At 34.2% G+C, this 14,773-nt stretch carries 10 protein-coding genes; 7 read left to right on the top strand and 3 right to left on the bottom strand.

Annotation, left to right across the window (positions count from 1 at the left end; all coding sequences use genetic code 11):
* The first annotated feature begins 49 nt into the window (after positions 1–49).
* From AAC069_RS16115 to AAC069_RS16090, 6 genes are all read left to right on the top strand, one after another.
* Entirely contained in the window at positions 50–3,145 is a 3,096-nt protein-coding gene (locus tag AAC069_RS16115; protein ID WP_339921464.1) for an efflux RND transporter permease subunit, read from the top strand.
* 4 nt (positions 3,146–3,149) lie between these two features.
* Complete coding sequence (locus tag AAC069_RS16110) at positions 3,150–4,460, top strand: TolC family protein (protein ID WP_339921486.1); 1,311 nt, start codon at positions 3,150–3,152, stop codon at positions 4,458–4,460.
* Positions 4,461–4,876: 416 nt separating this feature from the next.
* Positions 4,877–5,770, top strand: coding sequence for a hypothetical protein (locus AAC069_RS16105; RefSeq protein ID WP_339921463.1), 894 nt, complete (start codon positions 4,877–4,879; stop codon positions 5,768–5,770).
* A gap of 500 nt (positions 5,771–6,270) precedes the next feature.
* Positions 6,271–7,128: a bestrophin family ion channel gene (locus tag AAC069_RS16100; protein WP_339921462.1), complete on the top strand. Its 858-nt coding sequence runs from the start codon at positions 6,271–6,273 to the stop codon at positions 7,126–7,128.
* A 502-nt stretch (positions 7,129–7,630) separates the two neighbouring features.
* Positions 7,631–7,873, top strand: a complete 243-nt coding sequence (locus AAC069_RS16095; protein WP_339921461.1) for a DUF1059 domain-containing protein — start codon at positions 7,631–7,633, stop codon at positions 7,871–7,873.
* A 242-nt stretch (positions 7,874–8,115) separates the two neighbouring features.
* Positions 8,116–9,033 (top strand): AraC family transcriptional regulator, encoded by a 918-nt coding sequence (locus AAC069_RS16090; protein ID WP_339921460.1) that lies wholly within the window; start codon positions 8,116–8,118, stop codon positions 9,031–9,033.
* A 1-nt stretch (position 9,034) separates the two neighbouring features.
* Here AAC069_RS16090 and AAC069_RS16085 read toward each other — a convergent pair whose 3' ends face one another.
* Both AAC069_RS16085 and AAC069_RS16080 read right to left on the bottom strand, forming a co-directional pair.
* Complete coding sequence (locus AAC069_RS16085) at positions 9,035–9,409, bottom strand: DUF779 domain-containing protein (RefSeq protein ID WP_339921458.1); 375 nt, start codon at positions 9,407–9,409, stop codon at positions 9,035–9,037.
* Positions 9,410–9,516: 107 nt separating this feature from the next.
* Positions 9,517–11,022 carry an aldehyde dehydrogenase family protein gene (locus AAC069_RS16080; protein ID WP_339921457.1) on the bottom strand — a complete coding sequence of 502 codons (1,506 nt, stop codon included), beginning with the start codon at positions 11,020–11,022 and terminating at the stop codon, positions 9,517–9,519.
* Between the two features lie 264 nt (positions 11,023–11,286).
* Between AAC069_RS16080 and pheT the strand changes: the two genes are divergently transcribed.
* On the top strand, positions 11,287–13,707 hold the full coding sequence (gene pheT, locus AAC069_RS16075) for a phenylalanine--tRNA ligase subunit beta (protein ID WP_339921455.1): 2,421 nt from the start codon (positions 11,287–11,289) through the stop codon (positions 13,705–13,707).
* A 123-nt stretch (positions 13,708–13,830) separates the two neighbouring features.
* Here the strand turns inward: pheT and AAC069_RS16070 are convergent, their stop codons facing one another.
* Positions 13,831–14,385 carry a fasciclin domain-containing protein gene (locus AAC069_RS16070; protein WP_339921453.1) on the bottom strand — a complete coding sequence of 185 codons (555 nt, stop codon included), beginning with the start codon at positions 14,383–14,385 and terminating at the stop codon, positions 13,831–13,833.
* Between the last annotated feature and the right edge of the window lie 388 nt (positions 14,386–14,773).

Genomic DNA, 14,773 nt, shown 5'->3' with positions numbered 1-14,773 from the left:
ATTAGTCTACTTCTAGTCCAGTAACGATATGTTATTAATCCCATAAAAAATGAGTTTATCTACATTAAGCATAAAAAGACCAGTGATGACCATTGTTATGAATTTAACAATCGTATTATTTGGTATAATAGGATACACCTACCTTGGCGTTCGTGAATTTCCCTCGATAGATCCGGCACAAGTTTCCATCAGAACAAATTATACGGGAGCCAACTCAGATATTATTGAGTCCCAAATCACGGAACCGCTTGAAAAAGCGATTAATTCCATTGACGGAATTAGGAATATTACCTCTTCCAGTTCTCAGGGAAGCAGTTCGATTACGGTAGAATTCAACTTGGATAAAGATCTTGAAGAAGCGGCAAACGATGTTCGTGACAAAGTATCACAAGCTATTCGAAGCTTACCGCAGGATATTGACGCACCGCCTGTGGTTTCTAAAGCTGATGCCAATAGTGATGCGATTATCTCCATGACGGTACAAAGTGACACCAGAAGTCAACTCGAATTGAGTGATTATGCTGAGAATGTGATTTCGCAACGTCTGGAAACGATTCCTGGTGTGAGTGGTGTTCAAATTTGGGGACAAAAAAGATACGCCATGCGTTTGTGGATTGACCCAATAAAACTAGCTTCTTATGGACTAACAGTAGCTGAGGTCAGAACTGCCCTAGGAAAACAGAACGTCGAATTACCTTCTGGAAAATTGACGGGTGCCAATACTGAATTGACCGTAAAAACCGTTGGAAACTTATCTACAGCCGAAGAATTTAATAATATCATCATTCTTTCTGAAGGAGAAAAAATTGTGCGTTTAAGCGATATTGGCTCTGCCGTTCTTGGGCCAGAAAATATTGAAACTAAATTAAGTCAGTCAGGATTACCTTTGGTTGGTCTAGCTATTGTTCCTCGTCCCGGAGCCAATTATCTCGACATTTCTAAATCTTTTTACGAGCAATTTGAAGCCTTAAAAAAAGACCTGCCAAAAGACATCAAATTAAATATCGCACTAGACAATACCATTTTTGTAAAAAAATCAGTACTTGAAGTAGCAGAAACATTGGGAATATCAATATTATTAGTAATTCTAATCATCTATTTATTCTTTAGAGACTGGGCAATCGCTTTTAGACCATTGATTGACATTCCCGTTTCCTTAATCGCTACCTTTTTTATCATGTGGTTGTTTGGTTTTTCGATTAATGTATTAACCCTATTGGCGATTGTTCTAGCTACTGGTTTAGTTGTCGATGACGGAATTGTGGTAACTGAAAACATCTTTAAAAAAGTAGAAGAAGGCATGACGCCTATTGAAGCGGCTATCAAAGGATCAAACGAAATATTTTTTGCTGTAATCTCTATTTCGATTACGCTGGCCGCCGTATTTCTACCCGTTATATTTCTCGAAGGATTTGTGGGACGTTTATTTAGGGAATTTGGAGTCGTCATAGGTGCTGCCGTTTTAATTTCGGCTTTTGTATCGTTGACATTAACACCAATGTTGAATGCCTATTTGATGAAAGGAGGCGAACAAAAAAAATCTAAATTTTACAATTTAACCGAACCTTATTTCAAAAAATTAAACAGCAATTATGCCGATGCATTAGGGAGATTTATGGCTAAAAAATGGTGGAGTTTCCCCATTCTATTCGCTTGTTTTGCATTAATTTTTGTTTTTTATAATTTAATTCAAAAAGAAACGGCTCCCTATGACGACCGTAGCTCTTTAATACTAAGAATAACTGCTCCAGAAGGATCCAGCTACGAATATACAGATCGTTTCATGCAAGAAATCTCTAAGTTAGTAGATGACTCTATACCTGAAAAAAAAGTAAGTTTAGTGGTTACCTCACCTGGATTTGGATCTTCTTCCGTAAATAGTGGTTTTGTACGTCTGTCGCTAAAAGAACCTGGCGAAAGAAAGTTGTCTCAAGAAGAAATTGCAGACAATCTGACCAAATGGACCAAACAATATCCAAATGCCAAAACATCTGTCACGCAACAACCTACTATTTCTGTAAACAGACGTGGCGGTTTACCAATACAATACATTATACAAACTCAAAACTTTAGTAAGCTAGAAGAGAAAATTCCCGTGTTTATGGACGAAGTGGATAACGATCCTACTTTTTCAATGTCTGATGTGAATCTAAAGTTTAATAAGCCTGAACTTAACGTTACTATTGATCGTGAAAAAGCAGAAAGTTTAGGGATATCGGTTATTGATATTGCACAAACATTACAGCTTTCCTTAAGTGGACAACGTTTTGGTTATTTCATGAAAAAAGGGAAACAATACCAAGTAATTGGACAATTTGATCAACAAGATCGTTCAAAACCATTGGATTTAACCTCAATGTATGTTAAAAATAACAAAGGGGATTTAATTCAAATGGATAACATTGTAAGTATTGAAGAGCAAAGCAAGCCACCTCAGTTGTATCATAATAACCGATTCATGTCAGCAACGGTTTCTGCGGGTCTAGCTCCAGGCAAAAGTATCAATGACGGAATTGAAGCAATGGAAAAAATTAAAGCCAAAGTCCTTGATGATACGTTTACAACCGATTTAGGGGGTGAATCCAGAGATTTTGTCGAAAGTAGTTCTAATACTTCTTTTGCTTTTGGATTGGCTTTATTATTAATCTTTTTAATTCTGGCAGCTCAGTTTGAAAGTTTTATCGATCCGTTTATCATCATTCTAACCGTTCCTATGGCCGTTGCAGGTGCTTTATTCTCCTTGTGGCTATTTGATCAAACGTGGAATATCTTTAGTCAAATTGGAACCGTAATGTTGATTGGATTAGTAACTAAAAACGGAATTTTAATTGTAGAATTTGCCAACCAACTGCGAGAACAGGGAAAACCGAAACTAGAAGCCATTCTAGAAGCTTCAGAAGCACGTTTAAGACCTATTTTAATGACCAGTTTAGCGATTTCACTTGGTGCTTTGCCTATTGCCATGTCACTTGGCGCAGCGTCTACCAGTAGAATTGGTATGGGAGTTGTTATTGTAGGAGGAACTATCTTTTCTTTAGTTCTAACCTTATTTGTAATTCCAGCACTCTATTTTATGTGGTCTAAAGCCAAAAAGCACTATCCTGAATTTGAACACATCGAAGAATATGAAAATGAAAGTAAATAACATTATGTCTACTAAAATACTACTTCAAAGTCTGTTGATCTTCTTTTTGTGTGTTCTACAAGGAAATGCACAGGAACTATTAACGCTGAAAGACGCGGTACAAATAGCTTTGCAAAACAATTACGAAATTAAGATTGCCCAAAACGATTTGAAAATTGATGAAAGTAACGTCGCTCCAGGAAATGCGGGAATGTTACCAAGTGCAACCGCGTCAATTGTCAAAAATAACAATATCCAAAATCTTTCACAAACACGTGCTGACGGAACAACAAACAGCCTTGATAACGCTAAAAATAATAGATTGGATTATGGTGTAAGTTTAGATTGGACTATTTTTGATGGCTTAAGAATGTTTGCGATGCGTGACCAACTTAGAGAGTTGCAAAAACTGGGAGAGAATCAATTAAAGCTTACGATAATTACAAAAATCAGTGATATCCAAGCCGCTTATTTTGATTTGGTACAACAACAACAACAATTATCCGCGCTAGACAGTACGTTAGTTATTTCAAATCAACGAGTAAATTTGGCACAAAACAGATTTACCATTGGAAAAGCATCAAAATTAGAAGTTCTGAATGCCCAAGTAGACATCAATACAGACAAGGTAAGCTTGTTGAGACAAAAAGAAATGTATGCTAACGCTAAAGTTTTACTAAATCAAATTTTAGCAAGAGACCTTACTATTGATTTTAAAGTAGCTGAAGTCTTCACCATGGAAAAACAATTGGATTTTGCCGAGTTAAAAGCTTTCGCAGAAAAACAAAACCCACAAGTTGAAGCGCTTATTATTAGTAAAAAAGTAGCTGAATTAGAACTAAAAAAAATAAAATCGGGGCGCTACCCTACCGTAAAAGTCAACACGGGTTATAATTTTTCTGATACTGAATCTAGTCTCGGTTTTACAACACAATCCTCCGCTAGAGGCCTCAACTATGGTTTCAGCGCTTCTTTAAATCTGTTTGACGGTTTTGCACAAAAGCGTAATGAGAAAATAGCATCCCTTCAAATTGACAATTCTAGTATCCAAATTGAGCAACAAAGCCTGGCACTTCATGCACAATTAACAACCGCATATCAAACTTATGTAACCAACTTAGAATTGATCGAACTAGAAGAAAAAAACGAGGCTATTGCCAAACAAAATCTAGATATTACCTTAGATAAATTCCGTATTGGAACAATAACCACCTTAGAGTTTAGAACCGCACAGTTGAATTACGTGAATGCCACAGTACGATACAGCAACGCACAATTTCAGGCAAAGCTGTCAGAAATTGCTTTACGAGAATTAGCCGGGAATATTAATTTTTAAATTTCCCCATCTTATTCAACAACGCATATTAATTTTTCTTTCAATTGGTAGCGATAACTTCGTAGAATACAATACAATATTTCACAACTTATATTTCCATAACATCTCAAGTCAGCTTATATCACATCAAATGATATAAGCTGACTTTTTTTATAATCATAGTTTGAACAATACTCGTTATAATTATTAAAACACGCCTAATATTCATACACATTTACAACTATCACTATAAAATACTGAAATATTTGCATAAACATGTACTTTATCGTTAAAATTAAGATTTCAACGACTATATTATTTTTCTGACTAATTATATTTTAATATTTGCCAAAATTAAAATAATAAAACATTTTAATTTCATTTATAAATAGTACAAATCGCTTTTAATTTTTTAACAACCCCAAATTTCATCTATTATGAAAAAAATTATCTTAACACTAGCAATGGGCATCCTCTTAATGAGCTGTAGTAATGAACCTATTGCATTAGAAACAAGTACAACTGCCAAGGTCGCACTAACTTCTAAAACTTTGATTGCCGCAAGTACTACAATGCCAAACTCAGGTTACTCATTATCTACTTATGACAGCTGTACTACCGATTGTATTGCTGCAGGAACTAATACCTTTTTCGAAAAAACAAGTTCCAAAATTGTTTCTTGGGGAGGTCTTAATGATGACAAATTTTCAAAAACAATTTATATCAAATATTTTAACACTAGAACTGAATTCAAATTATTGGTTCTTAGCACAGAAAAGTTTGCTGACCTTGTAATCAATGGAACTTCTGTAGGAATAGGTGCTGCTGCAAATACATGGGGAGAGTATTCTATTCCACTTGAAAGCGGCTGGAAAGCATGTGATACGAAAAGTATTCACCTACAAGTTACCGGAGATGGCCCACAAGGTGTATTTGATATTAATTATGGTCTTGTAGGAATGTGTGCTAGCGGTTGTGAAACTGTATTTTCTGGAAAGGCAATTTCCTGTACTAGCTCTCGTGAAGCTGAATATACATTCACTTCTAAAGAAGCGATTTCTAATTTAAAAATTCAAGGTGGCTTAACAAATTTTACTGGTGCTAATGCTACTGTAACTGTAACTGGTGGTACTTTAATTGCGTCACAAAGCACTCCGGGAGGAAGCTCTAACCGTATAATCAAAGTTGAAGGAAGTGTAGCTGCATGTGAAAAAATCACAATCAACGTCAAATGGAATTCAAGTAATTCAGGCGCAGTTATCACCGGAGCTTGGTCTGCTAGCGGAACAGGGATTACAGTTGATGAAATTTTAGGATTAGAGTGTCGATAATAAAACCATATTATAAAAAAATAAAAAGAGAGCAATTGCTCTCTTTTTTTATGATGTATTTTGAGAAAAAAAAAACATGCAAACTTGAAACCTAAAATTCATTAAAACAATTCAAATACAGCGACTTAAATGCATTTTCAGGGATACAAATTTACCAATTCCAACATCTTAGAAGCAAAATAACCAAATTAGTCCTCTTAAAAAAATCATTCTGAGTTATTATTTACTGTAAAACTTATGAGGCTATCTTCCCCTATAATATAGTCGATTCTTAGTGTGATTGCACCATCCTCCATTAGGGTAACGCAATTACAGCTTTAGAACTTCTTTGAATCTGTTTTTAAGATTACACTAGGTTTATGTCCATACAAATGAATTACAACATCCATAATAAGGCACTGCAGTACCCAACGTCCGGCAAAGTTATCAGGAATTGCTTTACGAGAATTAATAGAAATTATTAATTTTTAAATTAAATTTGCCGAAATACTTTACTCTAGATGATTTCATACAACCCAAAAGATTGGATTACTTTTATTTTTCGATTTCATAAAGCCGATACTTTCCGTCAACTGATTCCTATGATGATTTTCATCGGAACATATTCGGCCTGTATTGCCTATTTAGAAATAGAATATTGGGATTTACCCGAAGACAGTCACGTGAAAAACATTTCTATCATGCATGGAATGCTGGGTTTTGTGATCTCTTTATTACTAGTTTTCAGGACTAATACTGCCTATGATCGTTGGTGGGAAGGCCGAAAGATTTGGGGGGGTTTAGTTAACAACAGCCGAAATCTAGCAATTAAGCTTTCGGTTATTTTAAAAGAAGATAAAGACAGAGTTTTTTTCCGAAAAATAATACCTACTTATGCATCAATTTTAAATAAACATTTAAAAGATGAGGAAACCGGCAAACAATTATTTGATGATATTGTATTAGAGCATCATAAACACAGGCCTAACCAAGTCGCTAAAATGTTATTTCAAAGAGTCAATGAACTTTACAGCACAAACAAAATAACTGGAGACCAACTTATAATACTCAATCATGAAGTGCAATCCTTCACTGATATTTGTGGTGCTTGTGAACGAATTAAAAACACTCCTATCCCCTATTCTTACAGTGCTTTTATCAAGAAGTTCATCTTTTTTTATGTGATGACTTTGCCTTTTGGATATGTATTTAATTTGGGCTATTATGTAATTCCCGTAGTTGTATTTATCTTTTATGTTCTGGCCAGTTTAGAATTGATTGCAGAGGAAATCGAAGATCCATTTGGGAATGACGCTAATGATTTACCTACAAAAAAAATAGCAGAAAATATCAAAAGACATGTCGAGGAATTACTTTAAAATTTATTCAATTTAACTTTATTTACTGATTTTTAAAAGAATGTTTTTAATCTAATAGTAATACCGTAAATTTTTCATTTGAATATTTTTATCTTTTGTCAACATTATAGCTTCGCTTATTTCATCAAGTAAGTTCCTTCTGTTCATAAACTAATTCTATGAATCAAAGCTACAGCAAATCTCCAAATATATTGGGCAAGTACATAATTTCATCACGATCATCAGACATGAAATTCTATTAGATACCTACTAAAAATATATAAATTAATCAACGTATTTAAAATACGATGCGTAAAAAAAAACACCATTTACTAAGCGTTTTTTAAGCTTTCTATAGCCTAGCGTTTTTAAATACTTTTCTTCAAAAACGACCAAATTGTTATTTAATTCTATTATATTTACGATATAACACTGTTAAACGGCTAAAACACGTACTGAATTTCACATTTATTTAAATATCAATTCTACGTATTTAGTTCTATATTAATTAAAACCAACAATTATGAAAACAATGACTTGTAAACAACTTGGAGGAGCATGTGAAGAAAAATTCCATGGTAATACTTTTGAGGAAATAGCAGAATTGAGTAAAAACCACGCTCTGGAAATGATTCAAAAAAAGGACGATGCCCACAGTAAAGCAATGAGAGAAATGCAAGAGTTAATGCATTTTCCAGAGGGTATGAATGCATGGTACGAAAACAAAAGAAAAACTTTTGAAACCTTACCAAAATCTGAAAATTAGAAAATTCCTTTTTGTCGCGAAGAATTAGCCAAAAAAATGGTTGCCTAATTTACTTTGTAAATTTGTGGTACTATTTGTAATTACTTTTGCAAAAAACGTTCAACCACTAGCAAAATATTTGAGTTTAAACTTTGTGCAATGATATTCATCAGATGAAAATTATATCCTTTTTAACAAAGTAAGATTTAACTAATTGGTTTATTTTCATTACGTTTATAACTCTTTCTTTATAAACTACTTCTATGAATCGCAACTACATCCATCCTCCTAATTTATCGAGTGAAAAATCGTTAAAAACATTAGTTGAAAATAGAACTGTTTACAATTTGAATCATTGTGAATTAAACCTGTTTGAAACTTACAAAGAATCACAATTAGTGCCTTTGAAATTTAATGATTTGGTAGTAACCAGTATGTTACGAGGAAAGAAAGTAATGCATCTTTTTGACGAGCCAAGTTTTGAATACTTGCCTGGTGAAACTGTAGTTATTCCTTCTAATGTTGAAATGAAAATTGATTTCCCTGAAGCCACAAAAAATAATCCTACCCAATGTTTAGCTTTGGCGATAGACCAACAAAAAATAAATGATACACTGCATTTTTTAAATGACCGTTACCCTAAAGAAGGTAACAGTCAATTTTGGCATTTAAACTACCAAAACTACTATTTCTACAACAATGTCGAATTAGCGACAACCATCAATAAATTGATAAAAGAATGTATGAGTACATCTATTACAAAAGATGTATTGGCTGATTTGACGTTGCAAGAATTACTCATTAGAATTGTGCAGACACAAACAGCCAAATCTATCGAGGATGGACTTTATTCAGACCCAAATAGTCCTATAACTCAAGTATTGGAGTACATTCGACAAAATATAAGAGAAAACATAAGCCTTAAAAACTTGAGTGAGAAAGCTTGTATGAGTACAACATCTTTTTATCGTTTTTTCAAGAGAGAATTAGGCATGACGCCAATAGAATTTGTTATTAGAGAAAAAATAAAATGCGCAAAGCAGTTACTAAAAAATCCGGCAATCCAAATTAATGAAGTGTGTCATTTATCTGGATTTGAAGACAGTAATTACTTCATTCGTTTGTTTAAAAAGCACGAAGGCATTACACCGAAGCAATACCAATTGTTATACGTGAATTAGATCATTCTATATATTTGACAGGCTCTAAGTCTTTTTCTTCCTCAGGAGTAAAGATTCTATATTCAATTCGGAATGTCTTTTTTAATGGGGTTTCCAAAGAAAATCCTCCCACTCCAAAAGCATCAATTACATCCAAAGTAAAATGCGTATGTTTCCAATATTCGAATAAATCCTTATCTACCCAAAACTCAGTATCTTCTATGACACCAATGCAAACATCACCCAATCTTTGATAAAAGCCACCTTTTTCAAAACATTGTGGCTGCGTACCTTCACAGCATCCTCCGGCCTGATAAAACATCAAGTCACCATGTTTTTCCTGCAATATTTTTATTAATTCTACTGCCTTTTCGGTTGCGTCAATTCTTCTTGTCATCTTTTGTTCTATAAAACGTGAATATTAATTCGGTCTTTATTTGTTGTTGCTAAAATTAAAAAAAGGCAAGTCTTTCAACTTACCTTTTCTATCTCTAATTTTGCATTCTAAAAGAATCCTAATTTCTTTTTATCGTACGAAATCAACATGTTTTTTGTTTGTTGATAGTGTGCAAGCATCATTTTATGATTTTCACGTCCAATTCCAGACTGTTTATACCCTCCGAAAGGAGCTCCCGCAGGATAAGAATGGTATTGATTTATCCAAACACGACCCGCTTGAATTGCTCTTGGAACCTGATAAATCTCATGTGCATCACGTGTCCAGAGTCCAGCACCCAAACCATACATAGTATCATTTGCAATAGCGATGGCTTCTTCAGTTGTTTTAAAAGTGGTAACTGCCAAAACAGGTCCGAAGATTTCTTCCTGAAAAATACGCATTTTATTGTTCCCTTTAAAAAGGGTAGGCTTGATATAATATCCTGTAGAAAGATCTCCTTGCAAAAGGTTCTCCTCTCCACCTGTCAAGACTTCAGCTCCTTCTTCTTTTCCTAGTTTAATATAGTTAAGAATTTTTTGTTGTTGAACCAATGAAGTCTGCGCTCCCATCATCGTTGTTTTATCTAATGGATTGCCCAACTTGATGGCCTCAGTTCTTTCAATTACTCTAGCTATAAATTTATCATATATATCTTCATGCACTAATAGTCGTGACGGACACGTACATATTTCTCCTTGATTCAAAGCAAACATTACTGCTCCTTCGATCGCCTTATCAAAGAAATCATCATCGGCATCACCAACAGATTTCATAAAAATATTCGGTGATTTACCTCCTAATTCTAATGTTACTGGAATAATATTTTCAGTGGCATATTGCATTACTAGACGTCCTGTAGGTGTCGATCCTGTAAACGCCGCTTTTGAGACTTTTTTGTTTGTTACCAAAGCTCTTCCCAACTCTGCTCCAAAACCATTCACAATATTAATTACTCCTGGGGGAAGAAGATCCCCTATCAATTCCATTAAAACTAATATGGAAATAGGAGTACTTTCTGCCGGTTTTAGTACCACAGTATTACCTGCTGCTAAAGCTGGCGCCAGTTTCCAAACCGCCATTAATATTGGAAAATTCCAAGGAATAATTTGAGCAATTACACCTAACGGCTCGCTCAAAGCTATAGATACCGTTTGTGAATCTAATTCAGCGATCGAGCTCTCTTCAGCACGAATAACTCCTGCAAAATATCTGAAATGGTCAATTGCCAATGGAATATCAGCTGCCATTGTTTCTCGAATGGCTTTCCCGTTATCTATCGTTTCTACTGTAGCGATATACTCCAAGTTATCCTCAATTCTCTGCGCAATTTTATTCAATAAATTACTTCTTTCTGTAGCTGAAGTTTTCCCCCAAGTTTGAAAGGCTTCATAAGCTTTATCTACAGCAAGTTCTAAATCTTCTTTCGTCGAATGTGCGGCTTGTGTAAACACCTTTCCGTCAATTGGACAAATCACATCAAAATATTCACCTTTAACGGGTGCTACGAACTTCCCACCTATATAATTATCGTATTTTGCCTTAAACTCAGGTCTTGAAACTATGTTACTCATATCTTACTAATTTAAATTTTATCAAATATAGTTTGATAAAGCAGATTAGTATAGCACTATTCCCCCAATCAATAGCATTAAATTTTCATATGTATTTTTTTATAGTTATTATTTTGTATTATTCACAAATCCTTAGAAGTTCGAGTATTAATTCCCTAGTAGGGATACTTTTAAAATATGTCATTTCTATGCTAAAAAACCAAAAAAATAGTTTCTTACTACAACCTGCAATCCTTATATTTGCAACCTTATTAAAATTGACAGATGAAAATATCTTATAATTGGTTAAAACAATTCATAAAAATAGACTGGAACTCCGAAGAAACAGCAGCATTGCTTACAGATCTAGGTCTAGAAGTAGAAGTTGTTGAAAAATACCAGTCCGTAAAAGGTGGTTTAGAAGGAATAGTAGTAGGACATGTCCTGACTTGCGTTCCTCATCCGGATGCCGACAGACTAAAAATAACAACTGTTGATTTAGGCGATGGCGTACCGTTACAAATTGTATGTGGAGCAAATAATGTAGATGCTGGACAAAAGGTTCCAGTAGCAACAATAGGCACTGTATTATATGATGCAACAGGAGTTGCTTTTACCATAAAAAAAGGGAAAATTCGCGGACAGGAAAGTCACGGAATGATTTGTGCCGAAGACGAGTTAGGTCTTGGGACTGGTCATGACGGGATTATGATATTAGATGATTCCATTGCTGCAGGTACAAAAGCAGCAGAGGTATTTAAAATAGAAAATGATGAAGTATTCGAAATCGGACTTACGCCTAATCGCGCCGATGCGATGAGTCATTTAGGAACAGCTCGTGACTTAAGAGCCGGTTTACTGCAAAGTGGAGTAAATGTTGAATTAATCACTCCTTCTGTTAGCAATTTTAGAGTCGACATGAGAACGCTTAAAATTGATGTAAACGTAGAAGAAATTCTATTAGCACCGCGTTATTGTGGTGTTACCATTTCAGGAATTACGGTAAAACCGTCTCCTAACTGGTTGCAAGATCGATTAAAAGCAATAGGAATTACTCCTAAAAATAATGTAGTTGATGTAACTAATTATGTTTTACATGAATTAGGTCAACCGCTACATGCCTTTGACGCTGCAAAAGTCAACGGAAAAATAATTGTTAAAACATTGCCTTCTGGAACGAAGTTCACAACATTAGACGATGTTGAAAGAACACTTCATGAAGAAGATCTAATGATTTGTGACGAAAAAGGACCATTATGTATTGCCGGAGTTTTTGGCGGTAAAAATTCAGGTGTGTCAGAGCATACTACTTCTATTTTCCTTGAAAGTGCTTATTTTAATCCAGTGAGCATTCGTAAAACAGCCAAAAGACACCAATTGAATACCGACGCTTCTTTCCGTTTCGAAAGAGGAATCGACCCTACAATTACTGCCTATGCACTAAAGCGTGCAGCTTTGTTAATTCAAGAGGTAGCTGGTGGCGAAATCACATCTGATCTAATTGACGTTTACCAAAAGAAAATGGAAGATTTCTCCGTATTCTTAAACTTTGGGAATGTTGCTAAAATTATTGGACAAGAAATACCAAAAGATACTATTAAACAAATTTTAGTTTCATTAGACATTAAAGTGAATAGCTTTTCAGAAACTGGACTAGGTTTAACAATCCCTGCTTACCGTGTTGATGTACAAAGAGAAATTGACGTAATAGAAGAAATATTAAGAGTATACGGATACAACAACATCAGTTTTTCTAAGAAACTGAATGCGACCGTGTCTAATTCTCCTAGAAATGAAGATTATAAATTACAAAATATAGTTGCCACACAATTAAATTCTCAAGGATTTAATGAAATGATGGCCAATTCACTTACAACAGCCTCTTACATTGAACTTTCAGATATGCTGAAAGAAGAACACAATGTAACGATGTTGAATCCATTAAGTAATGATTTAGCAACATTGCGACAATCTTTATTGTTTTCTGGACTAGAAGCCATATCCTATAATATCAATCGCAGAAATAGTGATTTGAAATTATTTGAATTTGGAAAAACCTACCATAAATTTTTATCAGGTTTTGAAGAGCACAAACACCTAACATTATTTCTAACAGGAAATAGAAGTAAAGAAAGTTGGACTACAACACAAAAATCGTCTGATTTCTTTTTATTCAAAGGTTATGTAGATGCAGTTCTAGCTAGATTTGGAATTCAAAAAACACAAAATAGCCCCGCAACATCTGACGTATTTTCAGAAGGAATTGCAATTGGAGCTGGTCATAACGCGCTAGTTGAATTTGGAGTTGTAAAGAAATCAATCCTAAAACATTTTGGAATCAAGCAAGAAGTGTTTTATGCCGACTTTAATTGGGCTGTCATTATTAAAATGATATCCAATAAAATAAAATTTACGGAAATCCCAAAATACCCTGAAGTAAGAAGAGATTTAGCCTTGTTAGTAGACGAAAGCGTGACATACGACAGTATTTACACCATTGCAAAACAGAGTGAAAAAAACCTTTTAAAAGACGTTAATTTATTTGATGTTTATGAAGGAAGCAATTTACCTGAAGGTAAAAAGTCATATGCATTAAGTTTTATCATACAGGACAATGCAAAAACTTTGACCGATGCTCAAATTGATAAAATCATGGGGAAACTGCAAAAGAATTTTGAATCAGAACTAGGAGCTACTCTACGATAAACTGTTCTAATCAGCATAAGAAAAAGCCCAATTCTAACTTTTAGAATTGGGCTTTTTTATACAAAAAAAGTCCTGTAAAACACAGGACTTTTCAACTAACAAAAACCAACCTCTTAATTGAAATTATTGTTTTGGTAATACAACCGTATCTACCACGTGAATCACACCATTTGATTGATTTACATCAGCAATTGTTATTTGTGACATTGTACCATTTTCATCTGTAATGTATAATTTCTTAGCTTTCATCCAAGCCGTTAAAGTTCCACCGCTAACTGTTTTCAATTTAGCTTTTCCGTTTCCTGCTTTTATTGCTTTAGCTATATCAGCAGCATTCATTTTTCCTGCTACCACATGGTAGGTAAGAATCGTTTGCAACATTTTTATATTTTCAGGTTTTAATAACGTTTCTACTGTTCCCATAGGTAATTTAGCAAAAGCCGCATTTGTAGGTGCAAAAACTGTAAAAGGACCTTTTCCTTGTAGTGTTTCTACTAATCCAGCTGCTTTTACTGCAGCTACTAATGTGGTGTGGTCTTTTGAATTAACTGCATTTTCGATAATGTTTTTTGAAGGATACATCGCTGCTCCACCAACCATTACTGTTTTTTGAGCGAATGATGTTGCTCCAAATACTAATGCCATAAAGGCTACTGATAAAAATTTTCTAGTTCTCATAAATCTATTTATTAAGTTATATAAAAGCATTTACGCCACAAAAGCGGTTATGGTTTTAAAAAAAATAAACTATTACAGAAAATTTTCATAAACCTATGTTTTTCAAGTACTTAAAAAATAATAAAAATATACTTTAAACATAGACCATGTAGTTAACTAAAACCTGAATTTCATCTAGCTACATTTCATCTATCAATGCGTCATGCTAATTATCCAACGCAGCTAAAGTCCAATTGAAAATCAACTCGAAAGTGCAGAACCACACATTTATAAAAGCACAGTCCTAGCCCTGATAGCAATGAAAATCCTTTATGATTTTTCTTTAAAATCATAAAGATTGTAATGGATAGCAGGAAATAGCTCTAAAAAAAGGCATAAAAAAAGCCTC

This window comes from uncultured Flavobacterium sp. (assembly GCF_963974175.1).
GTDB lineage: Bacteria > Bacteroidota > Bacteroidia > Flavobacteriales > Flavobacteriaceae > Flavobacterium.
Note: the sequence above shows the minus strand (reverse complement) of the source record. Positions and strands in the feature narration are given on the sequence as shown.